Source organism: Streptomyces sp. P13-3-3, assembly GCF_050571355.1.
Classification (GTDB): Bacteria; Actinomycetota; Actinomycetes; order Streptomycetales; family Streptomycetaceae; genus Streptomyces; species Streptomyces althioticus.
Map to the genome: position 1 here is coordinate 2,246,293 of NZ_CP192228.1, position 24,098 is coordinate 2,270,390.

At 73.4% G+C, this 24,098-nt stretch carries 22 protein-coding genes; 14 read left to right on the forward strand and 8 right to left on the reverse strand.

The features are described from left to right. Positions 1–8: 8 nt before the first annotated feature. Together ACQZOG_RS10140 and hmgA are read right to left on the reverse strand one after the other, a co-directional pair. The gene (locus ACQZOG_RS10140; protein WP_037638804.1) at positions 9–758 is read right to left on the reverse strand and encodes a GntR family transcriptional regulator; all 750 of its coding nucleotides are present in this window, start codon (positions 756–758) and stop codon (positions 9–11) included. A gap of 27 nt (positions 759–785) precedes the next feature. Further along, a complete protein-coding gene (gene hmgA / locus ACQZOG_RS10145; RefSeq protein ID WP_193468957.1) occupies positions 786–2,147 on the reverse strand; it encodes a homogentisate 1,2-dioxygenase in 1,362 nt (453 codons plus the stop codon). 182 nt (positions 2,148–2,329) lie between these two features. Between hmgA and ACQZOG_RS10150 the strand changes: the two genes are divergently transcribed. The 9 genes from ACQZOG_RS10150 to ACQZOG_RS10190 all read left to right on the forward strand — a co-directional run bounded on the left by ACQZOG_RS10150 (position 2,330) and on the right by ACQZOG_RS10190 (position 13,246). Further along, positions 2,330–2,902, forward strand: coding sequence for a hypothetical protein (locus ACQZOG_RS10150; RefSeq protein WP_037638803.1), 573 nt, complete (start codon positions 2,330–2,332; stop codon positions 2,900–2,902). After that, a complete protein-coding gene (locus tag ACQZOG_RS10155) occupies positions 2,902–3,519 on the forward strand; it encodes a TetR/AcrR family transcriptional regulator (RefSeq protein WP_033276816.1) in 618 nt (205 codons plus the stop codon). Before ACQZOG_RS10150 ends, ACQZOG_RS10155 begins: the two co-directional genes overlap by 1 nt. Before the next feature lie 100 nt (positions 3,520–3,619). Further along, on the forward strand, positions 3,620–5,884 hold the full coding sequence (locus ACQZOG_RS10160) for a molybdopterin oxidoreductase family protein (RefSeq protein WP_193468959.1): 2,265 nt from the start codon (positions 3,620–3,622) through the stop codon (positions 5,882–5,884). 135 nt (positions 5,885–6,019) lie between these two features. Continuing rightward, positions 6,020–7,423: a CitMHS family transporter gene (locus tag ACQZOG_RS10165; RefSeq protein ID WP_033276748.1), complete on the forward strand. Its 1,404-nt coding sequence runs from the start codon at positions 6,020–6,022 to the stop codon at positions 7,421–7,423. A gap of 42 nt (positions 7,424–7,465) precedes the next feature. Beyond that, entirely contained in the window at positions 7,466–8,749 is a 1,284-nt protein-coding gene (locus tag ACQZOG_RS10170; protein ID WP_430741454.1) for an MFS transporter, read from the forward strand. 114 nt (positions 8,750–8,863) lie between these two features. Next, positions 8,864–9,070: a hypothetical protein gene (locus tag ACQZOG_RS10175; protein WP_193456480.1), complete on the forward strand. Its 207-nt coding sequence runs from the start codon at positions 8,864–8,866 to the stop codon at positions 9,068–9,070. A gap of 222 nt (positions 9,071–9,292) precedes the next feature. Further along, positions 9,293–10,663, forward strand: coding sequence for an ABC transporter ATP-binding protein (locus ACQZOG_RS10180; protein ID WP_058915813.1), 1,371 nt, complete (start codon positions 9,293–9,295; stop codon positions 10,661–10,663). Between the two features lie 92 nt (positions 10,664–10,755). Beyond that, entirely contained in the window at positions 10,756–12,144 is a 1,389-nt protein-coding gene (locus ACQZOG_RS10185; protein WP_230227434.1) for an aldehyde dehydrogenase family protein, read from the forward strand. A 16-nt stretch (positions 12,145–12,160) separates the two neighbouring features. After that, positions 12,161–13,246: a Zn-dependent alcohol dehydrogenase gene (locus ACQZOG_RS10190; protein ID WP_033276745.1), complete on the forward strand. Its 1,086-nt coding sequence runs from the start codon at positions 12,161–12,163 to the stop codon at positions 13,244–13,246. Positions 13,247–13,722: 476 nt separating this feature from the next. Here the strand turns inward: ACQZOG_RS10190 and ACQZOG_RS10195 are convergent, their stop codons facing one another. Further along, entirely contained in the window at positions 13,723–14,433 is a 711-nt protein-coding gene (locus ACQZOG_RS10195; protein WP_351083957.1) for an ArsR/SmtB family transcription factor, read from the reverse strand. Positions 14,434–15,023: 590 nt separating this feature from the next. Then, positions 15,024–15,665, reverse strand: coding sequence for a TetR/AcrR family transcriptional regulator (locus ACQZOG_RS10200; RefSeq protein ID WP_203551109.1), 642 nt, complete (start codon positions 15,663–15,665; stop codon positions 15,024–15,026). A 93-nt stretch (positions 15,666–15,758) separates the two neighbouring features. Between ACQZOG_RS10200 and ACQZOG_RS10205 the strand changes: the two genes are divergently transcribed. From ACQZOG_RS10205 to ACQZOG_RS10215, 3 genes are all read left to right on the forward strand, one after another. Further along, positions 15,759–16,910 (forward strand): acyl-CoA dehydrogenase family protein, encoded by a 1,152-nt coding sequence (locus ACQZOG_RS10205; protein WP_033276743.1) that lies wholly within the window; start codon positions 15,759–15,761, stop codon positions 16,908–16,910. A 90-nt stretch (positions 16,911–17,000) separates the two neighbouring features. Then, complete coding sequence (locus tag ACQZOG_RS10210; protein ID WP_033276742.1) at positions 17,001–17,288, forward strand: YiaA/YiaB family inner membrane protein; 288 nt, start codon at positions 17,001–17,003, stop codon at positions 17,286–17,288. Between the two features lie 327 nt (positions 17,289–17,615). Beyond that, on the forward strand, positions 17,616–18,254 hold the full coding sequence (locus ACQZOG_RS10215) for a TetR/AcrR family transcriptional regulator (protein ID WP_033276741.1): 639 nt from the start codon (positions 17,616–17,618) through the stop codon (positions 18,252–18,254). On the opposite strand, the gene ACQZOG_RS10220 is transcribed toward ACQZOG_RS10215, so the two are convergent. Next, complete coding sequence (locus tag ACQZOG_RS10220; protein WP_028961860.1) at positions 18,251–18,712, reverse strand: MaoC family dehydratase; 462 nt, start codon at positions 18,710–18,712, stop codon at positions 18,251–18,253. The genes ACQZOG_RS10215 and ACQZOG_RS10220 overlap by 4 nt on opposite strands. Positions 18,713–18,843: 131 nt before the next feature. On the opposite strand from ACQZOG_RS10220, the gene soxR reads away from it, so the two are divergent. Next, entirely contained in the window at positions 18,844–19,320 is a 477-nt protein-coding gene (gene soxR / locus ACQZOG_RS10225) for a redox-sensitive transcriptional activator SoxR (protein ID WP_033276740.1), read from the forward strand. 34 nt (positions 19,321–19,354) lie between these two features. Here soxR and ACQZOG_RS10230 read toward each other — a convergent pair whose 3' ends face one another. From ACQZOG_RS10230 to ACQZOG_RS10240, 3 genes are all read right to left on the reverse strand, one after another. Next, entirely contained in the window at positions 19,355–20,422 is a 1,068-nt protein-coding gene (locus ACQZOG_RS10230; protein WP_203551110.1) for an RNA ligase (ATP), read from the reverse strand. A 243-nt stretch (positions 20,423–20,665) separates the two neighbouring features. Further along, positions 20,666–21,268, reverse strand: coding sequence for a hypothetical protein (locus ACQZOG_RS10235; protein ID WP_037638782.1), 603 nt, complete (start codon positions 21,266–21,268; stop codon positions 20,666–20,668). 461 nt (positions 21,269–21,729) lie between these two features. Continuing rightward, positions 21,730–22,986: an exo-beta-N-acetylmuramidase NamZ family protein gene (locus tag ACQZOG_RS10240; RefSeq protein WP_261674811.1), complete on the reverse strand. Its 1,257-nt coding sequence runs from the start codon at positions 22,984–22,986 to the stop codon at positions 21,730–21,732. Positions 22,987–23,155: 169 nt separating this feature from the next. On the opposite strand from ACQZOG_RS10240, the gene ACQZOG_RS10245 reads away from it, so the two are divergent. Further along, positions 23,156–23,929 (forward strand): SDR family oxidoreductase, encoded by a 774-nt coding sequence (locus ACQZOG_RS10245; RefSeq protein WP_033276736.1) that lies wholly within the window; start codon positions 23,156–23,158, stop codon positions 23,927–23,929. Positions 23,930–24,098 lie beyond the last annotated feature (169 nt).

The window sequence follows — 24,098 nt, forward strand, 5'->3', positions numbered from 1 at the left end:
GGCGCGGATCAGGTGGCGTCCAGGGTCACCGTGAAGGAGAAACGGTCCCCCCGGTAGTGGATGACGGCCACGTCCAGCGCCTTTCCCGCGGAGTCGTAGGTGACGCCCGTGTAGTGCAGGATCGGGCTGAGCAGCGGGACCCGGAGCAGCCGCGCCGTCTCCGGATCCGCGAGCCGCGCCTCCACGGTGTCCGTGATGCGGCTGATGTCCGCGCCGACGACGTCCCGCAGCACCTTCGTCATCGGCCACCGCACGAGATCCTGCGGATCGATCCGCCCGGCCAGTTCCGGACGGACGTAGTTGCGGGCGTGGTTGGTCGGCTCGCCGGTCTTCTCGTCGCTGCGCAGCCGGTGGTAGGCGGCGGTCTCCGCCAGGTCCGGGAAGTGCTCGGCGAGTTCGGACGGCACCGGCGCGGGCCCGTGCTCCAGCAGCTCCGTCGTCATGCCGGACTGCTGGGCAACGATCGCGTCGACCGAGCCCAGCAGCCGCACCGGCGCGCCCCGCCTGGCGTCCGGCTCGATGAACGTGCCCCGCCGCCGGTGCCGGGTGATCAGCCCCTCGTCCTCCAGCTCCTTCAGCGCCTGCCGCATGGTCAGCACGCTCACCCCGTAGTGCCCGGCCAGCTGCTCCTCGGTGGGCAGGCGCAGCGGGTCGTGGGGCGAGCGGCCGAGGATCGAGGCGCGCAGCGACTGCGACACCTGATACCAGAGCGGCAACTTGCGGTTGAGGACGATCGAGTCCGGGGCGAAGGAGGTCACGCGCTATCCGTACCGGTCGGGGAACGGTCAGTGCAATGGCCGGAAGTGACGCTCGAGGCCCTGCCACACGTCGTCGTACCCCTGCTGGAGGTGGTCCGCGCGTGCCGCCTGGGGGGTGAGGGACACCGGCCAGCGGGTCTCGAACATGAAGGCAAGCCCGTCGTCGATCTTCTGCGGCCTCAGCTCCGCCGCGCTCGCCCGGTCGAACGTCTCCCGGTCCGGGCCGTGCGCGGACATCATGTTGTGCAGCGAGCCGCCGCCCGGCACGAAGCCCCCCTCCCCGGCCGTCTTCGCGTCGTACGCGCCCTCGATCAGGCCCATGTACTCGCTCATCACGTTCCGGTGGAAGTACGGCGGCCGGAACGTGTCCTCGCCGACCAGCCAGCGCGGCGCGAACACCACGAAGTCCACGCCCGCGAGACCCGGCGTGTCGCTCGGGGAGGTCAGCACGGTGAAGATCGACGGGTCGGGGTGGTCGTACGAGATGGTGCCCATCACGTTGAACCGGCGGAGGTCGTAGGCGTACGGGACGTGGTTGCCGTGCCAGGCGACGACGTCGAGCGGGGAGTGGTCGTAGGTGGCCGCCCACAGGTTGCCGCAGAACTTGTTCACCACCTCCACCGGGCCCTCGACGTCCTCGTAGGCGGCGACGGGGGCGCGGAAGTCCCGCGCGTTCGCCAGCCCGTTGGCGCCGATCGGGCCGAGGTCGGGCAGCCGGAACGGCGCACCGTAGTTCTCGCACACATAACCGCGGGCGGTCTCGTCCAGCAGCTCCACACGGAACCGCACCCCACGCGGGATCAGCGCGATGTGTCCCGGCTCCACATGCAGCAGGCCGAACTCCGTGCGCAGCAGCAGCCCGCCGCGCTCCGGCACGATCAGCAGCTCACCGTCCGCGTCGCTGAACACCCGCCGCATGGAGGCGTCGGCGTGGTAGAGGTGCACCGCCATGCCGCTGCGCTGGGTCACGTCGCCGTTGCCGCCCAGGGTCCACAGGCCGGCCAGGAAGTCCGTGCCCTCGGCCGGCTCCGGCAGCGGGTTCCAGCGCAGCCGGTTGGGGTCGGGCACGGTCTGGGTGAAGGGCGCCGAGCGCAGCGCGCCGTTGCCCGTGCGGGTGAACGCCGGGTGCGCGGCGGACGGGCGGATCCGGTAGAGCCACGAGCGGCGGTTCTCGGCCCGCGGCTCGGTGAAGGCCGACCCGCTGAGCTGCTCCGCGTACAGCCCGAGCGGCGCGCGCTGCGGGGAGTTGCGGCCCACGGGCAGAGCCCCCGGCACCGCCTCCGAGGTGTGCTCGTTGCCGAAGCCGGAGAGGTGCTCCAGACCCTCGGCGATCTTGCGCGCCTCCTCGCGTTCCGTCGCGCTCCCGCGGGCGGTGGCCCCGTCGCTCATGTCCGCTGCTCCCTTGCACCGAGCCGATTCCTATGGGACACCGTAGGATTGCGGTTACCCGCGCGCAAGGGTGCCGCGCGGACTCGTTCGGGGCCGGACCTCCGCCCTCCTCTTCACGGAGGACCAGGAACCAGACTCCAGGGGGATTCGCGCGTTCGGACCGCTGTTCTACGCTCCCCGGCATGACGTGGAGGCGGAGGACGGTCATGCCCGCGCTCGCGGTCTGTGTCGTCGTGCTGGCCGGATCCGCGGGCTGCGACACCTCGGAAGGCGGAGGGCCGGGCGAGGTGTCGTCCTCACCCGTGGGCCGGCTCCTCGACGAGCGCGCCGAGGACGGCAGCCCCTACCGCGAGGTGGACGAGGAGGGGGCACCCCAGGTCACCGTGGAGGTCGCCCCCGACGCCGAGGGCGGCTGGGACGTACGGCTGCGGGTGCGTAACTTCCGCTTCTCGCCCGACGGCACGGGCCGCCACGCCGAGCCCGGCCGGGGCCTGGCCCACCTGGAGGTGAACGGCCGCCGCGTCGCCGTGCTGCGCACCCCCGAGTACCACCTCGCCCCCGGCGCCTTCCCGCGCGGCACCCACCAGGTCACCGCGCGGCTGTACGCCGACGACGGGTCCGTGTGGGCCGTCGACGGCGAACCCGTGGAGAGCACCGCCGACATCACCGTCTCCGGGCTGGAGCCGACCCCGGAGTCGAGCGTGGAACCCATCCCCGAGGGGCCCGGTTCACCGGAAGGCCCCGGGCAGGCATGATGAGGGCCGTGTCCCACACGCCATCGCTCCGCCGGGCGCCGGTGCAGCGGCGCAGCGCCGAACGGCTGGCCAGGATCCTCGACGCCTGCGCCGGCCTCCTCGACGAGGTCGGCTACGACGACCTGTCCACCCGCGCGGTCGCCGAGCGTGCCGGGGTGCCCATCGGCTCCGTCTACCGCTTCTTCTCCAACAAGCGTCAGATGGCCGACGCGCTCGCCCAGCGCAACCTGGAGCGGTTCACCGACCGCGTCACCGAACGGCTGTCCGTCACAGGCGACCGCGGCTGGCGGTACGCCATGGACGTCGTCCTCGACACGTACCTGGACATGAAGCGCACCGCCCCCGGCTTCTCCCTCGTCGACTTCGGCAACCAGATTCCCGTCGGGGCGCGCCGTGCCGAGCCCAACCACCGTGTCGCCGACCGGCTCACCGCGCTCCTGGCCGGCCATCTCGGCCGCCCGGCCGACGACGACCTGCGCCGCACCTTCCTGGTGGCCGTGGAGACCGCCGACGCCCTGGTCGACCTGGCGTTCCGGGTGGCCCCGGAGGGGGACGAGAAGGTCGTCGCCGAACTGCGCGCGCTGCTCCGGGCCTATCTGGCCCGCGTCCTCGACTGACCCCCGTCCCGCCCGGTTTCCCGCACGCCCTCCCCTCCATGCCTACCGGTCGGTATGCTCGGCCCGTCCGCGCGTCACCGCCGCCGTACCGGGAGGACCCGTGTCCCGCACCGCCCTGCGTATCTGCCCCCTGTGCGAGGCCACCTGCGGCCTGGTCCTCACCGTCGACGACGGCCAGGTCACCGGCGCCCGCGGCGACCGCGACGACGTGTTCAGCAAGGGCTTCGTCTGCCCCAAGGGCGCCGCCTTCCCGGAGGTGGACTCCGACCCCGACCGGCTGCGCACCCCGCTCGTCCGCGTCGACGGGGAACTGCGCGAGGCCACCTGGGAGGAGGCCTTCGACGCCGTCGCCGCCGGACTGCGCGGCGCCGTCGACCGGTACGGCCCCCACGCCGTCGGCGTCGTCCTCGGCAACCCCAACGTCCACACCATGGCCGGCGCCCTCTACCCGCCCCTGCTCATCGGCGGCCTCGGCACCCACAGCGTGTTCACCGCCTCCACCGTCGACCAGATGCCCAAGCACGTCTCCAGCGGGCTCCTCTTCGGCGACGCCAACCGCATCCCCGTACCCGACCTGGACCGCACCGACCATTTGCTGCTCATCGGCGCCAACCCGCTCGAGTCCAACGGCAGCCTCTGCACCGCGCCCGACTTCCCCGGCCGGCTCAAGGCGCTCAAGGCGCGCGGCGGCACCCTCACCGTCGTCGACCCGCGCCGCACCCGCACCGCCCGCCTCGCCGACCGGCACCTCGCCGTCCGCCCCGGCACCGACGCGCTGCTGCTCGCCGCGATCGCCCGCACCCTCTTCGACGAGGACCTCGTCGACCTCGGAGCCACCGCCCCGCACCTCCAGGGCGTCGCCGAACTCTCCGACGCCCTCGCGGACTTCACCCCCGAGGCGGTCGCCGGCGCCTGCGACGTCGACGCCGCCACCATCCGCGTCCTCGCCCGCGAACTCGCCGCCGCTCCCACCGCCGCCGTCTACGCCCGCATCGGCAGCTGCACCGTCCCGCACGGCACCCTCGCCAGCTGGCTCGTCGACGTCCTCAACGCCCTCACCGGCAACCTGGACCGGCCCGGCGGCGCGCTCTTCCCTCAGGCCGCCACCGACAGGACCCCGCGCCCCGCCGGACCCGGCCACGGCTTCGCCCTCGGCCGCTGGCACTCCCGCGTGAGCCGCCACCCCGAGGCCAAGGGTGAACTGCCGCTGTCCTCCCTCGCCGAGGAGATCGACACCCCCACCGAGGACGGGACGCCCGTCCGCGCCGTCGTCACCGTCGGCGCCAACCCGGTGCTGTCCGCCCCCGACGGCGACCGGCTGGACCGGGCGCTCGCCTCCCTCGACTTCATGGTGAGCGTCGACCCGTACCTCAACGAGACCTCCCGGCACGCCCATGTCGTCCTGCCGCCGCCCCCGCCGGCTCAGAGCCCCCACCACGACTTCGCGTTCAACACCCTCGCCGTGCGCAACCAGGTGCGCTACACCCGCCCCGCCGTGCCCCTCGAACCCGGCCGCATGGCCGAGACCGAGATCCTCGCCCGGATCGTCCTCGCCGCCACGGGCATGCACGGCGCCGACCCGTCCGCCGTGGACGACCTGGTGATCCGGCAGACGCTCGGCAAGGCCGTCCGCGAGGAGCACTCCCCGGTGCACGGCCGCGACCCGAAGGAACTCGCCGGCCTGCTCACCGGCGACAACGGCCCCGAACGGCGCCTCGACCTGATGCTCCGCCTCGGCCCCTACGGCGACGGCTTTGGCGCCGACCCCGACGGGCTCACCCTGGAGAAGCTGCTCGCCCACCCGCACGGCATCGACCTCGGACCCCTGCGCCCGCGCCTGCCCCAGCCGCTGAAGACCCGCAGCGGCAAGGTGGAGCTGCTGCCCGGCCCGATCGCCGCCGACCTGCCCCGGCTGCGGGCCGCCCTGCGCGCACGCCCCGACGGACTCGTCCTGGTCGGCCGCCGCCATCTGCGCTCCAACAACAGCTGGCTGCACAATGTGCCCGCCCTCACCGGCGGCTCCAACCGCTGCACCCTCCACCTCCACCCCGACGACGCCGACCGCCTCGGCGTACGCGACGGGCAGCCCGTGCGGGTCAAGGGCGCCGGGGGAGAGGTGACCGTCCCCGCCGAGGTCACCGACGCCGTGCGCCGCGGAGTGGTGAGCCTCCCGCACGGCTGGGGCCACGACCGGCCCGGCACCCGGACTCGGCACGCCTCCGCGAACCCCGGGGTCAACGTCAACCAGCTCCTCGACGGCAGCCTCCTCGACCCGCTGTCGGGCAACGCGGTGCTCAACGGCTTCCCCGTCGAGGTGGCCCCCGTCCGGGCCGAGGAGCCGGAATCGGTCACCGCGCTGACCTGAGTAAACGCCTGACCTGGGGTTTCGCGCTTATTGCTCACGGCCTCACGTCTTGTTGACGCCGCTCCCACGTACCTAACGTCGTCACACCACCGGCCCCCGCCGGAAGTTCAAGGGCGAACGTTAGGTGTCCCATTCATGCTGACCATCCTCGGCTTCGCCATGATCGCGACCTTCCTGGTCCTGATCATGACGAAGAAGATGTCGCCGATCGCGGCGCTCGTGCTGATCCCCGCGCTGTTCTGTGTGGCCGTCGGCAAGGGCGCCCACCTCGGCGACTACGTCATCGACGGAGTGTCCGGCCTCGCCCCGACGGCGGCGATGCTGATGTTCGCGATCGTCTACTTCGGCGTCATGATCGACGTCGGACTCTTCGACCCGGTCGTGCGCGGGATCCTCCGCTTCTGCAAGGCCGACCCGATGCGGGTCGTCGTCGGCACCGCCGTGCTCGCCGCCGTCGTGTCGCTGGACGGCGACGGCTCCACCACCTTCATGATCACCGTCTCGGCGATGTACCCGCTGTACAAGCGGCTGGGGATGAGCCTGGTCGTGATGACCGGCGTCGCCGCCATGGCCAACGGCGTCATGAACACCGTCCCCTGGGGCGGCCCCACGGCCCGCGCGGCCACCGCCCTGAAGCTCGACGCCGCCGACATCTTCGTCCCGATGATCCCCGCGCTGCTGGTCGGCCTGCTGGGCGTCCTCGGCCTCGCTTACGTGCTGGGGCTGCGGGAGCGGCGGCGGATCGGCGCGCTGCGTCTTCCGGACGAGGAGTCCGTCGAGACGAAGGAAGCGGTGCTGGTGGGTGCGGGTGCCGACGGCGGGCGTCCGGAGAAGCGGCCCGTCGGGGGTGCCGGAGGCGTGGACGGCGCGGACGGTGCGGACGACGACGAGGACCTGCTCAAGGGGCTCGACCCGGACCGGCCCACCCTGCGGCCGCGCCTGTACTGGTTCAACGCGCTGCTCACCGGCACCCTGATCACCGCGATGATCCTGGAGCTGCTGCCCATCCCGGTGCTGTTCCTGCTGGGCGCCGCGCTCGCCCTGTCCGTCAACTACCCGCGTCTGCCCGACCAGAAGGCCCGCATCGCGGCCCACGCCGACAACGTCCTCAACGTCTCCGGTATGGTCTTCGCCGCCGCCGTCTTCACCGGCGTCCTCCAGGGCACCGGCATGGTCGACAGCATGGCGGGATGGCTGGTCGACACCGTCCCCGACGGACTGGGCCCGCACATGGCCCTCGTCACCGGCGTGCTGAGTCTGCCGCTCACCTACTTCATGTCCAACGACGGCTTCTACTTCGGCGTCCTGCCCGTGCTCGCCGAGGCCGGGGCGGCCCACGGCGTCACCCCGCTGGAGATGGCCCGCGCCTCCCTCGTCGGCCAGCCGCTGCACATGTCGAGCCCGCTCGTCCCCGCGGTGTACGTCCTCGTCGGCATGGCACGCGTCGAGTTCGGCGACCACACACGGTTCGTGGTCAAGTGGGCGGCGCTGACCTGCCTGTTGATCCTCGCGGCCGGGATCCTCTTCGGCACGATCTGACCACGCGCCGCCCCAACCCCTCGTCCCGGAGAGGACTTCGTCATGACGCCCGGCGGGAACCGCGGCTGGCTGCTCCGCCTCGTCATCGCCTTCGGCTTCGCACAGGGGGCCGTGTCGATGGCCCGGCCCGCCGTCTCCTACCGGGCGCTGGCGCTCGGCGCGGACGAGCGGGCGGTCGGCGTCGTCGCGGGTGTCTACGCGCTGCTGCCGCTGTTCGCCGCCGTCCCGCTCGGCCGGCGCACCGACCAGGGCCGGTGCGCCCCGCTGCTGCCTGCGGGCGTGGTGCTGATCTCCGCGGGCTGCGCGCTCAGCGGTGTCGCCGGATCGCTGGGGGCCATGGCGCTGTGGAGCGGGGTGATGGGCCTCGGGCACCTGTGCTTCGTCATCGGCGCGCAGTCGCTCGTCGCCCGCCAGTCGGCGCCCCACGAACAGGACCGCAACTTCGGACACTTCACCATCGGCGCCTCCCTGGGGCAGCTCGCCGGGCCCGTCGCGGCGGGCGCGCTGATCGGCGCGGACATGGCCCGCACCAGTGCGGTCGCCCTCCTCGCGGCGGGGGCGGGCGCCGCCGCCGCGCTCACGTCGCTGTGGCGCATCGAGAAACCGGCGGCGGCGAAAGCCCGTGCGCCGCGGGGCGACCGGGTGCCGGTGCGGGGCATCCTGCGGGCGCGGGGCGTGCCGGCGGGCATGCTGATCAGCGTGGCGGTGCTGTCGGCGACCGACATCCTCACGGCGTATCTCCCCGTGGTCGGCGAGCACCGGGGGATCGACCCGGCGGTGGTCGGCCTGCTGCTCAGCCTGCGCGCGGCGGCGACGATCGCCTGCCGGCTGGTCCTCACCCCGCTGCTGCGACTGCTCGGCCGTCGGGCCCTGCTCACGGTGACGTGCCTGCTGGCGGCACTGCTGTGCGCGGCGGTGGCGCTGCCGCTGCCGGTGCCTCTGCTGGCGGTCGTCCTCACCGCCCTCGGCTTCTGCCTGGGCGTGGGCCAGCCGCTCTCCATGACCACGGTCGTCCAGGCCGCCCCCGCCGCGGCCCGCTCCACCGCCCTGGCCCTCCGCCTGACAGGCAACCGCCTCGGCCAGGTCGCGGCCCCCGCGACGGCGGGCCTGATCGCCGGAGCGGCGGGCGTCGCGGCCCCGTTCGTGATGCTGGGCGCGCTGCTGCTGGCGTCGGCGGGGGTCGCGGTCCGCACGCTGGCGGGTCCGGCGCCGGACGGCCGGGCGGCCGGCACGGCACCCGCCGGCTCCCAGCCCGAGGCACGCGACACGGCCCCCGGTCGCGCTGCGCGATCCGGCGCCGATCGGACGGCGGGGGGCGGTGGGTGATCGGCCGGGTGGTGGCCTGTGCACCGTCCGCCGGGAGCTGTGCCGCGCCTCCCCTGGCAGGATGGCCCCGCAGCAGGCGGGTCCGTACGGGCCCGCGCCTACGAGGGGGCCCGCGTGATCCTGATCGTCCTGACCGCCGTCCTGATTCTCACCGCCGGCGGCTGCGCCTGCGTCTTCTGGGCCGCGCGCGGCGGCCCCCGCTGGACCCACGCCGTCGCGAGGGCGACCCTGACCGCGGGCCACGTGACGACCGCCCTCCTCCGCCCCGGCCGCTCCGGCAGCCGAACCGGCTCGACCTCCGACGACGGCGGGCCGGACTGATCGGACGGGGGGCGCGGGCGCTCCGAACCCCCGCACGAGCCACCGTCTCGAACGCTTCCCTCCGGTTTCTCACCAGGCGGACGGAACGCCCCGATCTCGTCCGCTGTCTTCCCCGGCCGCCTACTTTCCGTTAGCTTCCGTGACTCACGCGCCCCGTACGACCCGCACGAGGCGTCCGACCGCGGAGCAGCAGCGCCCTGATGAGCCCCCGGGGGCACTTTCATGACACGCGCCATCACCCTGCACGACGTGAGCAAGTCCTACACGCGAGGTGCTCGCGTGGTCGACCGGTTGTCGCTCGCCATCGCCCCCGGCGAGTTCCTCGTCCTGCTCGGCCCGTCCGGCTGCGGCAAGTCCACCGTGCTGCGCATGATCGCGGGCCTGGAGGAGATCGACGAGGGCAGCCTCTTCCTCGACGGCGAGTACGCCAACGAACTCCCCCCGTCCGAGCGGGACATGGCGATGGTGTTCCAGAACTTCGCGCTCTACCCCAGCATGACCAGCCGGGACAACATCGGCTTCCCCCTCCGCATCGAGGCCCCCGGCGACGACCCGTCGCCCAAGGTGGACGCCACCGCCCGCATGCTGGGCATCGAGGAGATCCTCGACCGTTTCCCCGCCCAGCTCAGCGGCGGAGAACGCCAGCGCGTGGCGATGGGCCGGGCCATCGCCCGCCGCCCCTCCGCATTCCTCATGGACGAGCCGCTGTCCAACCTGGACGCCAAGCTCCGCAACCACGTCCGCGCGGAGATCTCGCAGCTCACCCGGCAGTTGGGCGTCACCACCGTCTACGTCACCCACGACCAGTCGGAGGCGATGTCGCTCGGCGACCGGGTCGCCGTGCTGCGCGGCGGCGTCCTCCAGCAGGTCGGCACGCCCCGCGCGGTGTACTCGCTCCCCGAGAACGTCTTCGTGGCCGCGTTCATCGGCACCCCGCGCATCAACCTGCTGCGGGGCCTGGTCCGCGCACCGCTGGACGGCGCGATGACCGTCAGCCTCGGCAAGCAGTTCCTGCGGCTGCCCGAACCGCTGTCCCTGGACCACCAGTTGCTCCGGGTGCAGCAGGGCCGCGAGGTCATCGTCGGCCTGCGCTCCGAGGCCGTACGGATCGCCAAGCCGTCCGCCGCGCGCCCCGGGGAGGTGCCCCTCACCGGTCTGGTGGAGCACCTGGAGTTCCAGGGCCACGAGGTGCTGGTGCACTTCAACACCGGCTCCCGCCCCGCCGTCGTCCCCGAGCTGGAGGCCCCGCGCCAGGCTTCGGACCGCCAGGGCGTCCGGCGCCGCCGCCGCGAGGGCGGCACCGTGCTGGAGCGCCTGCGGGAGCGGGCCGGCGCCCTCCGTGCGGGCGCCGACCGGGAGAGCGGCGACCGTACCGGCGCCGTGGCCACCCTGGACGGCCCCGGCCGCCCGGACCCCGCCTCCGCCGAACCCCGCGTCGCCGGCGACCTCATCGTCCGCACCACGCCCGACATCCGTCTCCGGCACGGCATGCAGGTGCCGCTCCTGGTCGACCTCGCCCACCTCTTCGTCTTCGACCAGCACGGCCGGCGGATCTGCCCCCGCCCGGACCGCCTCCCCGACCTGGAGGAGTGAGCGGCGGCACGCGGACGCCCCCCTGGCGCGGGAAAACTAACATCGCTAGTTTAGGTGTCCGCACAGGACGCCCCCGCCCCGGAGGAACCGCGATGAAGGCATACGACGGCATGTACATCGACGGCGCCTGGCGCCCCGCCGCAGGCCCCGACGTGATCGAGGTCGTCGGCCCGGCGGACGAGCAGGTGATCGCCACCGTCCCCGCGGGCACCGTGGAGGACGTCGACGCCGCCGTGCGCGCCGCCCGCGCGGCCCTCCCGGCCTGGGCCGCCACGCCGCCCGCCGAGCGGGCGGCCCGTCTCGCCGCGCTGCGGGACCAGCTGCACGCCCGCAGGGACGAGATCGCCGCGACGGTCACCGCCGAACTCGGCGCGCCCGAGAAGCTCTCCCAGACCGTCCACGCCGGTGTGCCGGTAGCGGTCGCCGGCTCGTACGCCGAGCTGGCGGCGACGTACTCCTTCGAGGAGAAGATCGGCAACTCGACCGTGTACCACGAACCGGTCGGCGTGGTCGCCGCGATCACCCCGTGGAACTATCCGCTGCACCAGATCGTCGCGAAGGCGGCCCCCGCCCTCGCCGCCGGCTGCACGATCGTGGTGAAGCCCGCCGAGAACACCCCGCTGGTCGCCCGGATCTTCGCCGAGTGCGTGCACGAGGCCGGCGTACCGGCGGGCGTGTTCAACCTGGTCACCGGCCTCGGCGCGGTGGCCGGACAGGCGCTCGCCGAGCACCCGGACGTCGACCTGCTGTCCTTCACCGGCTCCACCGCCGTCGGCCGCCGGATCGGGGCGATCGCCGCCGGCATGGTGAAGCGGGTCGCGCTGGAGCTCGGCGGCAAGTCCGCCAACGTCATCCTGCCCAGCGCCGATCTCGCCCGCGCCGTCAATGTCGGCGTCGCCAACGTGATGTCCAACTCCGGCCAGACGTGCAGCGCCTGGACCCGCATGCTGGTCCACCGCGACCGGTACGACGAGGCCGTGGAGCTGGCCGCGGCCGCCGCCGCCAAGTACGGCGACCGCATCGGCCCGCTCGTCAGCGCCCGCCAGCGGGACCGCGTGCGCGGCTACATCGAGAAGGGCGTCGCCGAGGGGGCCCGCCTCGTCGCGGGCGGCCCCGAGGCCCCGCGTCCGCAGGGCTGGTACGTCAGCCCCACCGTCCTCGCCGACGTCACCCCGGACATGACCGTCGCGCAGGAGGAGATCTTCGGCCCCGTGCTGTGCGTACTGCCCTACGAGGACGAGGAGGACGCCCTCCGCATCGCCAACGGCACCGTCTACGGCCTGGCCGGCGCCGTCTGGGCCGGTGACGAGGCGGAGGCCGCCGCCTTCGCCCGCCGCATGGACACCGGCCAGGTCGACATCAACGGCGGCCGCTTCAACCCGCTGGCGCCGTTCGGCGGTTACAAGCAGTCCGGCGTGGGCCGCGAACTCGGCGTCCACGGACTGACCGAGTACCTCCAGACCAAGTCCCTCCAGTTCTAGGGGAGTCGAAACCCTCATGGCCGTACGAGCCGCCGTCCTGCCCGCCGTGGGCGCCCCGCTGGAGATCACCGGGGTCGACCTGCCCGAGCCCGGCCCCGGCGAGGTGCGCGTCCGCCTCGCCGCCGCCGGGGTGTGCCACTCCGACCTGTCCCTGTCCGACGGCACCATGCGCGTGCCCGTCCCGGCGGTCCTCGGCCACGAGGGCGCCGGCACCGTCGTCGCCGTCGGCGAGGACGTCACCCATGTCGCGCCCGGCGACGGCGTCGTCCTCAACTGGGCGCCCTCCTGCGGCGCCTGCCCCGCGTGCGGGCGCGGCGAGGTGTGGCTGTGCGCCCACGCCCTCGACGGCGCCGCCCGCGTGCACGCCCGCCGCGCCGACGACGGCACCGATCTGCACCCGGGCCTGAACGTGGCCGCGTTCGCCGAGGAGACCGTGGTGCCCGGCGCCTGCGTGCTGCCCGCCCCGGACGGCGTCCCCCTCGCCGACGCCGCCCTGCTGGGCTGCGCCGTCCTCACCGGCTACGGTGCCGTCCACCACTCCGCCCGCGTGCGTGAGGGCGAGACCGTCGCGGTGTTCGGCGTCGGGGGAGTGGGCCTCGCCGCGCTCCAGTCGGCCCGGATCGCGGGCGCCGCCACGATCGTCGCCGTGGACGTGTCCCCGGAGAAGGAGGAGCTGGCCCGCGCGGCCGGCGCCACCGAGTACGTCGTCGCCTCCGACACCACCGCCCGGCAGATCCGCGCCCTCACCGGCAAGCAGGGCGTGGACGTCGCGGTGGAGTGCGTCGGGCGGGCGAGCACCATCCGCACCGCCTGGGAGTCCACCCGGCGCGGCGGACGCACCACGGTCGTCGGCATCGGCGGCAAGGAGGAGAAGGTCTCCTTCAACGCCCTGGAGATCTTCCACTGGGGCCGCACCCTCTCCGGCTGCGTCTACGGCAACTCCGACCCCGCCCGCGACCTGCCGGTCCTCGCCGGCCACATCCGCTCCGGCGCCTTCGACCTGGGCGCCCTGGTCACCGAGCGGATCACCCTGGACGGCATCCCGGCCGCCTTCGACACCATGCTCGCAGGCAAGGGAGGCCGAGCGCTGGTGACCTTCTGACCCCGCCGCGTCCCCGCGCCCGGCTTTTACGACGCCGCACGCGCGAGGGGTCGTCACCCCACGGCCGGCGGCCGAAGCCCCACCCCTGCGGACACCCACCCAGGGGCGCGGGGAACCGCGCGACCAGCCCCCACAGCGCCGCACCCGCCCCCGCACGGGGGGTCGTCACCCCGGTCGGTAAGCGGCACCTGCGGTGAAGGGACGGCCGCGCCCTGGTCGTCTTCCGGTCCTCAGCGCTTCCGGCGCCGGTGCGGAGGTGCCCCCAGGGGCGCGGGGAACTGCGCGACCAGCCCCCGCGGCGCCGCACCTGCCCCCGCACGGGGGGGCGTCACCCCGGTCGGCGGCGGGATAGTCGGTGTACCGGCGCGATGGCGCGATGGCGCAGGCGCGCGCTGGGCGGCACGTCGAGCCGGAGCCGTCCGACAAATTCCCTCGCACCCGCCGCACGCCCCGGACTGATCGGCGTGCCGGGTGCCTCAGCGCAGCGCGGCCGCGTCGACGCTCAGCAGCCCGGTGAGGGCGCGTACGCCGTCCTCGGTCACCTTCACGGCCCGCCCGGAGCCGATCCGCACGCACCAGCCCTGGTCCAGGACGTGTCGGCACAGGGCCGCGCCCGCGGCGCCTGCGAGGTGGGGGCGCCGCTCCGTCCAGTCAAGGCAGGCGCGGGCGAGCGGGCGCCTGCCCCGCGCGTCGAGCTCGACGCCCAGCGCGCCGAACCAGTCCAGCCCCGCGTCCGTGAGCGCGAACCCCGTGTCCTGACGCAGGAGTCCGCGCGCGGTGAGGCCGTCCGTGACGGCGATCCCGAGCCGGCCGGCGAGATGGTCGTAGCAGGTGCGGCCGCGTGCCATCGCGGAGTCCGCGCCCGACTGCCGCAGCCCGCGCGGCGGTTCGGCGGCGTCCGGGGCGATGTGCGCGGTGAGGTCCTCCACGAGCTGGGCGACGCGGGCGTCCGCCAGCCGCACGTACCGGTGCCTGCCCTGCCGCTCCTCGGCCAGCAGCCCGCCGCCGACCAGCTTGCCCAGGTGCTCGCTGAGCGTGGACGCGGCGACCCCGCAGTGCCGCGCCAGCTCACCCGCGGTCCAGGCCCGCCCGTCCAGCAGCGCGAGCAGGCACGCCGCTCGCGTCTCATCAGCGACGAGCGCGGCGAGCCGCGCCAGCGCACCGGCCCTGGGATCCTTGGAGGTCATGCCCTCCAGCATGCGACAGGAACGGTTCGGCGAACGCCGAACGGTGCGCCCTCAGGGGCGCGGGGAACGGCGCGGGCAGCCCCACCGGCCCGCACGGTCGGGGTGCGTGCAGTTCCGGTGCCGGTCCGGCGTGCGGGGCGTCGAAGTCGCCCCTCAGGGGCGCGGGGAACGGCGCGAGGACCCCCACCGGCCCGCACGTGGTCGGAAGCACGGTTCCACGGTGGCGGTCATGCCCTGCATGGCATGGAGGGGGTGCGGGCGACACCCTCAGGGGCGCGGGAAACGGCGCGGGCAAGGCCCACCGGCCCGCACGGTCGTGGTGCGTGCAGTTCCGGTGCCGGTCCGGCGTGCGGGGCGTCGAAGTCGCCCCTCAGGGGCGCGGGGAACGGCGCGAGGACCCCCACCGGCCCGCACGTGGTCGGAAGCACGGTTCCACGGTGGCGGTCATGCCCTGCATGGCATGGAGGGGGTGCGGGCGACACCCCCAGGGGCGCGGGGAACTGCGCGACCAGCCCCCACCGGCCCGCACGGGCCACGGTGCCGGACCGCCCCGACGCCACGCCCGCCGCTCAAGGCCCCTCCAGGCACCCTCAGACTTCCCGCCGCACCCGCTCGTACTGCAGCGCAAGCCCGTCCAACAGCGCCGTCAACCCCGCCTCGAAGGCCCGTTCGTCGATCTTCTCCTGCTGCTCCGCAAGGAGATGCGCCTGCCCCAGGTGCGGATAGTCCGCCGGATCGTACGCGCTCGCGTCGTCCACGAAGCCCCCCGCGAACGAACCGAGCGCCGAGCCCATGATGAAGTACCGCATCAGCGCGCCGATCGACGTGGCCTGCGCGGGCGGCCAGCCCGCCTCGACCATCGCCCCGTAGGCCGCGTCGGCCAGCCGCAGCGCCGCCGGGCGGCGGCCGGGGCCCCGGGCCAGGACCGGGACGATGTTCGGGTGGTCGCGCAACGCGTTGCGGTACGACACCGCCCAGTCGTGCAGCGCCGTCCGCCAGTCCCGGCCGTCCTCGAACATCGACAGGTCGACCTGCGCGCTCACCGAGTCCGCCACCGCCTCCAGGATCTCGTCCTTGGTGCGGAAGTGGTTGTAGAGCGACGGCCCGCTCACCCCCAGCTCGGCGGCGAGCCGGCGGGTGGAGACCGCTGCCAGCCCCTCCGCGTCCACCAGCGCACGCGCCGTCTCCACGATCCGGTCGGTGCTGAGCAAGGGCTTGCGCGGTCGGGCCATGGCGCACATAGTAGGGCTGCGCTTCTAAACTAGCAGTGCTAATTTACCGGTACACGATGACGCGCGTCTCACATTCACATGGGGTGACTCGGGATGAACCTGGAGCTGACTGACGAGCAGGAGGCGGTTCGCCGGCTCGCCCGGGACTTCGTACGGCGCGAGGTCACGCCGTACGCCGCCGCCTGGGACCGCGCGGAGGAGGTCGACCGGGGCATCGTGAAGAAGCTCGGCGAGGTCGGCTTCCTCGGGCTCACGATCGACGAGGAGTACGGCGGGTCCGGCGGCGACCACCTCGCGTACTGCCTGGTCACCGAAGAACTGGGGCGCGGGGACTCCTCCGTGCGCGGCATCGTCTCCGTCTCCCTCGGGCTGGTCGCCAAGACGATCGCCGCGTGGGGGACCGAGGAGCAGAAGCGGACCTGGCTGCCGGGGCTGACCTCCGGCGCGTACGTCGGCTGCTTCGGGCTGACCGAGCCGGGCACCGGCTCCGACGCGGGGAACCTCGCCACGCGGGCGGTGCGGGACGGTGACGAGTACGTCATCGACGGCTCGAAGATGTTCATCACGAACGGGACGTGGGCGGACGTGGTGCTGCTGTTCGCGCGCTCCACGGACGCGCCCGGGCACAAGGGGGTCTCGGCCTTCCTGGTCCCGACCGACACGGCGGGGCTGACCCGCCGCGCCGTGCACGGCAAGCTGGGGCTGCGGGGGCAGGCCACGGCGGAGTTGGTGTTCGACGGGGTGCGGGTGCCCGCGTCCGCGATGCTCGGCGAGGAGGGGAAGGGGTTCTCCGTCGCCATGTCCGCCCTGGCGAAGGGGCGGATGTCGGTCGCGGCGGGCTGCGTCGGGATCGCCCAGGCGGCGCTGGACGCGGCGGTGGCCTACGCGGGGGAGCGGGAGCAGTTCGGCAAGCCGATCGCGGGGCACCAGCTGGTGCAGGAGCTGATCAGCGACATCGCCGTCGACGTGGACGCGGCGCGGCTGCTCACGTGGCGGGTCGCCGATCTGATCGACCGGGGGAAGCCGTTCGCCGTGGAGTCGTCCAAGGCGAAGCTGTTCGCGTCGGAGGCGGCCGTGCGCGCCGCGAACAACGCGCTTCAGGTGTTCGGCGGGTACGGCTACATCGACGAGTACCCGGCGGGGAAGCTGTTGCGCGACGCGCGCGTCATGACGCTGTACGAAGGCACCAGCCAGATACAGAAGCTGGTCATCGGCCGGGCGTTGACGGGGATTTCGGCGTTCTGAGGACCGGGCCGGGGCCGGGTCGGTGAACTGAGTACGGTATGAGTATCTCGGCGGATGTGGTCGCGGCCACATCCGCCGATTCTGTTCCGCATGAGCGAGACACCGGTCAAGCAGCAGAGCACGGCGGCCTTCTACGGTCAGGCCGTGGCGTCCTTCGGAGTGGCCCTGGGGGCCACCGCGGTCGGCATCTTCAACCTGGAGACCGACGCCTGGGTCCGCGCCTTCCTGGGCATCGCGGTCCTGTACCTGGTCACGTCCGCGTTCACCCTGGCCAAGGTCATCCGCGACCGCCAGGAGGCGGGCACGATCGTGAACCGGGTCGACCAGGCACGTCTGGAGAAGATGCTGGCCGAGTACGACCCGCTGCAGAAGCTGTGAGGCTGCGGCTGCGCCCACGGCTGGGGGTGGGGGGGTGTCGGGGCAGGGGTGGACGTCCTCGGTCTGGCGCGGCGGCACCCTGCTGGCGCCAGGTGCGCCGGCACCCCTGGCCCACACCGACACTGGTGCCTGCTGTCGCCGCGATGCGCACACACCCCACCCGCGCCCATGCGGAGCACCCCGCCCGCGCCGGTGTGCGCAACGCCCCCAGCCCAGCACCCCCGCAGGGTGCCGCCCACGCGCCCCCGGAAACGCCCGGCAGGCACGCTAAGCGCCCGCTCACCCTTGCCGGTAGGATGACGACCCTGCCAGCGAATGGGGTGAGTGATGAGTACGGCGGAGGAGACGGCCGGCGGTGACACGCAGCCGTGGGGTGAGGTCACGCCCGACGCGGCCCGGCGACTGCTGCTCGCCGCCGTGGAGGCCTTCGCGGAGCGCGGCTACCACGCCACGACGACCCGCGACATCGCGGGCCGCGCCGGCATGAGCCCGGCCGCGCTCTACATCCACTACAAGACCAAGGAAGAGCTGCTCCACCGCATCAGCCGCATCGGACACGAGAAGGCGCTGGACATCCTGCGCACCGCGTCCGGCGGCGACGGCACCGCGACCGAGCGGCTCGCCGACGCGGTCAGCTCCTTCGTCCGCTGGCACGCGCGGGGCCGCACGACCGCCAGGGTCGTGCAGTACGAACTCGACTCGCTCGGCCCGGACGCCCGCGCGGAGATCGTCGGCCTGCGCCGCCAGGTCGACGCCGAGGTGCGCGGGATCATCGAGGACGGTGTCCGCTCCGGCGAGTTCGACGTCCCGGACGTGCCGGGCACCACGCTCGCCGTGCTGTCCCTGTGCATCGACGTGGCCCGCTGGTTCAACGTCGACGGGCCCCGCACCCCGGAGGAGGTCGGCGCGCTCTACGCCGACCTCGTGCTCCGCATGGTGGGGGCCGGTAACGCCGGGACTTCCTAGAGGTAGTACCGGGCCACCGACTCCGCCACGCACACCGGCTTGTCGCCGCCCTCGCGCTCCACGGTGAAGGCGGTGGCGACCTGGACGCCGCCCGGGACCTCGTCGACGGCGCTGATCCGCGCCGTGGCGCGCAGGCGCGAGCCGACCGGCACGGGGGCCGGGAAGCGGACCTTGTTCGTGCCGTAGTTGACGCCCATCTTCACGCCCTCGACGGACAGCAGCTGCGGGCCGAACAGCGGCAGCAGCGACAGCGTCAGATAGCCGTGCGCGATGGTCGTGCCGAACGGGCCCGCCGCGGCCTTCTCCGGGTCCACGTGGATCCACTGGTGGTCACCGGTGGCCTCGGCGAACAGGTCGATCCGCTTCTGGTCGATCTCCAGCCAGTCGGTGTACCCCAGCTGCTCGCCCACCGCCGCCTTCAGGTCGTCGACGGACGTGAAGATCCTCGGCTCTGCCATGTCCCGGCCTCTCGCGTCACGTAGTCGCAGGCGCATCCTCGTGCGCATGCCTAAGCAACTGCTTAGCATGGTCGGCCGCAGGGCGGCTGTCAACGGACGGGCCGCCGTACGGGGTCGGTAGGCTTCGAGGAGTGCACCGGATACCAGAGAAGATCCACGAGCTCACCGTCGGCCAGCTTTCCGCCCGCAGCGGGGCCGCCGTGTCGGCCCTGCACTTCTACGAGGCCAAAGGGCTGATCCGCAGCCGGCGCACCTCCGGCAACCAGCGCCGTTACACCCGTGACACCCTGCGCCGCGTCGCCTTCATCCGCGCCGCCCAGCGCGTCGGCATCCCGCTCGCCACGATCCGCGAGGCGCTCGCCGAGCTGCCCGAGGAGCGCACGCCCACGCGCGACGACTGGGCGCGGCTCTCCGAGGCGTGGCGCTCCGAACTGGACGAGCGCATCCGGCAGCTGAACCGGCTGCGCGACCACCTGACCGACTGCATCGGCTGCGGCTGTCTCTCGCTGGAGGGATGTGTGCTGTCCAACCCGGACGACGTCTTCGGCGAGCGCCTCACCGGCTCCCGGCTCATGGCGGAGAGCGGCAGGAAGAACTCCGGCGAGTGAGGGAGGCGGGCGGCTCCTCGCCGCCCGCCCTCGTTCACTCGTACTCCGTGCCGCCCTTACGGGTCAGGTACGCCGGGCTCACCGCCTTAGCGACGGCCCGGCCGCCCGTCACCGGGCTGTGCCGCTCGGTCACCGGCCGGATCACCACGCCCTCCCGGATGTGCAGCTCCCTGCCTGACACCGTCTCCCGGCCGCCGGCCAGCTCCATCACCCGCCCGCTGTCGTACGGGCCGGTCCAGAGGCGGGGCACCAGCGGCAGGCGGCCCTCGAGGAGCTCCGCCGCGTCGAGCCAGCGCACCTGCCCGTCGATCTCCGCGGAGACGTCGAACACGGCGTACCCGAGGGTGTCGCGCCGCCCGTCCGCGCCGTACGAGAGGTCCTGCACGCCCGCGCCGTACACCTCGCCGAAGACGCCGACCCGCCGCGCGCCCAGCCGGGCCGCCAGCTCGGCGGCCGCCTCGGCGACGCCGTGGCCGCGCACCGCGCGCCAGTACAGGTTGCGCGGGTCCTCCTTCAGGGCGAGGGACTTCGCACCGAAGCCCTTGGAGGAGACGTACACGCGGTCCTCGTCCGCGGCGTAGGTCAGCAGGCAGGCCGTGCCGTGCAGCTTCTCCGTGACCACGACGGGTTCGCCCGGGGAGAAGATGCCGGGGTGGCGCTGGAGGTTCTCGATGTCGACCCAGGGCAGCAGGGCGGGCGCCGACTCGACCTCGCCGCTCATGGTCGGCGGGACCGGCGGCACCCACTTGGTGACGCCGAGCCGCTCCGCGAAGTCGGTGCCGTCGGCGGCGGCCCGTACCAGGTCGACGTCCGCGAGCGCCGTCGGCCGGCAGACGATGCCCTGCGACAGCTCGCCGCGCAGCCGGACCGCCTTGACCCGGTCGTGGTTCCCGCCCGCCAGCCGGCCGGTCAGGCCCAGCTCGTCGATCAGGGCGGGCGGCAGCACGGACTGCTCGGGGATGTACAGGGCGGCGTCGCCCGTGCGGTAGGCGCCCTTGGCGACGACGGCCCGGTACAGGCCGACCTGGGCCAGCTCCAGGGCGTCGGCGTTCGGATGCGGGTGGACGGTCAGTATCTCGGCGGTGACGCGCAGCGTCGACATCGGGAGGGCTCCCAGGGTTCTCAGGTGGGTCTCATCGGCCCCAACTGTCCTGAGAACAAAGCCGTGGAACGACCGGTTTACCGCCTGCTACCGTCCCGGGGCGGCGCGGGGGGTGCGGCATCCCTGGCGCGCACCCCCGTGCCCCCGTTGCTCCGGTCGCTCGTCACCGTTGCCTGCTGTCGCTCGTCGCGCTCGTCGTGCTGGTCGCTCTCGTCGGTCGTGTCGTCCCTGGCGTCCGCCGGGTCAGGCGGAGACCAGCAGCCTCGTGCGGCGGGACTCCGCGAGGGCCGCCGGGGTCAGCACGGGACGGGGGACCAGGATGCCGCAGTCCGTGCACACCGGGCCCGACGAGGGTTCGTGGTCCAGGTCGTGGCGCCAGACGAGCCGCGCTCCCTGGCACACGGGGCAGGACGAGCCAGGCTCACGCTCCAGCGCGGCGATCAGCCGCCGCAGCACCTCCGCCAAGGGCTCCGTCGGGTGCACCCGCGGATCGTCGCACCAGGCGACCCCGAAACCTCCCCAGGTCATCCGGTGCCAGTCGTCCACCGTGCCCGGCCTGCGCAGACCGTCGTGCTTCTCCTTCCTGCGGCGCTCGGCGAACTCCACCTCGTACGCCAGCCAGACCGCCCGGGCCTCCTCCAGCTCGTCCAGTGCGGCCACGAGCCGCGCCGGGTCGACGGAGCGGTCCTCGGGGTCGAACCCGGCCCGCGAGCACAAGTGGTCCCAGGTCGCGCGGTGCCCGTACGGGGCGAACCGCTCCAGGCACTTGCGCAGCGAGTAGCGCCGCAGCGCCAGATCGCACCGGGGATCTCGGACCTGTCTCGCCAGACTCCGGAAACCGGCCATCGTCCTGCACCTCCGTCACACCTGCACCTGTAATCCGGTCACTTCGGCGTCGTCGAAAGGACGTCGCCGAATAGACGTGTCGGCACGCGATTCGGCTCCATCCTTTTTCCGATGGCCCCCTCAGCCGGCCGCGGGGAACGCCGGGCCAACTCCCATGGCCCGCACTTCAGTTGTCGTCGGCGCGGGGATACCGGCGGTAACGGGCTCCCTGTCCCTTCCCGCGGAGGGGCGGCCCTTTCCCGACGCTCTGAGAACTCCCCGCGGCTTCCACGGGTTCCTGAACACCCCGCCGATATGCACACCGATCACCGGTCCGTCGGCCGATAAACCCCGCATCACCCGGAGTGGAGCACGGAAAGCGCAGGTCACGGCGGCGGACGGGGTGGAAAAGGGGGCGCGAACACGACGGCGGCGGATCGCCGTCCCGCGATCCGCCGCCGCCCACGTGCCCCGGCCGGGGCCTACCGGTAGAGCAGGTGCTCGCGCCGCTTCCGGCGGAACGCCGCCAGCTCGCCCTGCCAGCCCGCCACCACCTCGTCCGTGTCCGCGCCCGCGTCGATCATCGTGCGGACCTGCGTGGAGCCGGTGAGCTTGTCGATCCAGTTGTCCTCGCGCCAGGCGAAGCCGTCCCACGACCGCTTCGCCGTGACGAGCAGGCCGATGCCGGTCCGCACCGGGTCGAACCGCTCGCGGTCGTGCACATGCAGCTGCACGCCGCCGACCGTCTTCCCCGCGAACTTGGAGAACGTCGGCGCGAAGTACGCCTCACGGAACCGCACGCCCGGCAGGTCCAGCTCGTTCGCCGCGGCCGCCCAGCGCCCGTCGACGCCCTCCGCGCCCAGCAGCTCGAACGGCCGGGTCGTGCCGCGCCCCTCCGACAGGTTCGTGCCCTCGAACAGACACGTCCCCGAGTACACCAGCGCCGTCTCCGGCGTCGGCATGTTCGGGCTCGGCGGCACCCACGGCAGCCCGGAGGCGTCGTAGAAGTCCGACCGCTTCCAGCCCGACATCTTCACGGTCTCCAGGGCGACGGGCGCCGGAAGGAACTCCGCGTTGAAGAGCAGCGCCAGCTCCGCCACCGTCATCCCGTGCGCCTGCGAGATCGGCTCCCGCCCGACGAAGGTCGCGAACTCCTTGTGCAGCACCGGCCCCAGCGCCGCCCGTCCGCTCACCGGGTTCGGCCGGTCGAGGACCACGAACGACAGGCCCGCGAGCTGCGCCGCCTCCATGCAGTCGAAGAGCGTCCAGATGTACGTGTAGAAGCGGGCGCCGGCGTCCTGGATGTCGAAGACCACCGTGTCCACGCCGGACGCCGTGAAGATGTCGGCGAGGTCCTGGCCGCTCTTCAGGTAGGTGTCGTAGACGGGCAGCCCGGTCGCCGGATCGTCGTAACGGCCCTCCGAGCCTCCCGCCTGCGCGGTGCCTCTGAAGCCGTGCTCCGGCCCGAAGACCGCGGTCAGGTCCACTCGGTCGTCGGCGTGCATCACGTCGACGATGTGCCGCACGTCGCGGGTGATGCCGGTGGGGTTGGTGACCACGCCCACGCGGCGGCCGTCGAGCAGGGCGTAGCCGTCCGCCGCGAGCCGTTCGAAACCGGTGCGCAGCGTACGCCCCCCGCCGTGCCCAGGCCCCCGTCCCGGCGCGGCGGCGGCCGGCGCGGCGGAGGCCGCGACCGCGGCCGTGGTGGTGGCGAGCAGGCTCCGTCGGGACAGCCTCATGCGGTGACCTCCGTGATCGCGGTACATGTCATGGCCACGCACGCTAGCGTGCGGGGCCGCCCCGGGGAACGAGCACGACCGATGCCACGCGGAACGCCCCTTCCTCACGGCATACCGACCGGTTAGTCTGACGCGGTCAGGCGTTCGCGAGCCGCGTCGGAGGAGACCGATGGTGCAAGCCGTGCAGGGTGCGAAGGTGGTCGTCACGGGAGCCGGGGGCGGCATCGGAGCGGCACTCGCCCGCCGATTCACCGCCCAGGGCGCTCAGGTCGTGGTCAACGACCTGGACGCCGCCCGCGCCAAGGCCGTCGCCGAGGAGATCGGCGGCCAGGCGGTGGCGGGCGACGCCTCCTCGGTCGTCGACGAGGCCCGCGACGCCCTCGGCGGGACGGTCGACGTCTGGTGCGCCAACGCCGGGGTCGGCCGCGACGGCGGGGAGCCCGGCGAACCGCTGCGCGAGGAGGACTGGGCGCTGTCCTGGGACGTCAACGTGATGGCGCACGTCCGCGCGGCACACGCGCTGCTCCCCGAGTGGCTGGAGCGCGGCAGCGGCCGTTTCGTCTCCACCGTCTCCGCCGCCGGACTGCTCACCATGATCGGCACCGCCCCCTACAGCGTCACCAAGCACGGCGCCTACGCCTTCGCCGAGTGGCTGTCGCTCACCTACCGGCACCGCGGGGTGAAGGTGCACGCGATCTGCCCGCAGGGCGTGCGCACCGACATGCTCGACGCCAGCGGCAGTGCCGGGGACCTGGTGCTGAAGCCCACCGCGATCGAGCCGGAGGACGTGGCCGACGCCCTGTTCGACGGCATCGAGCAGGACCGCTTCCTCATCCTGCCGCACCCCGAGGTCGCCGAGTACTACCGGGCCCGCGCGGCCGACCCCGAGCGCTGGCTCGGCGGCATGAACCGCGTCCAGCGGCAGTGGGAGACCACCCGCTGACACCCGCACCGGCACCCGCCCGACCCCCACCGGGCGGGTGCCGGCGCGGACCCGCCCGCACTCCTCCTCGCTCCGGGGGAGAAACTGGGCGGGGAGGCGGTGCCCGAAGCGGCGATTCCGTGGAGTGGGAAGATCTTCCGGCGGGGACGGCGTTCCCTGGACGCACGAC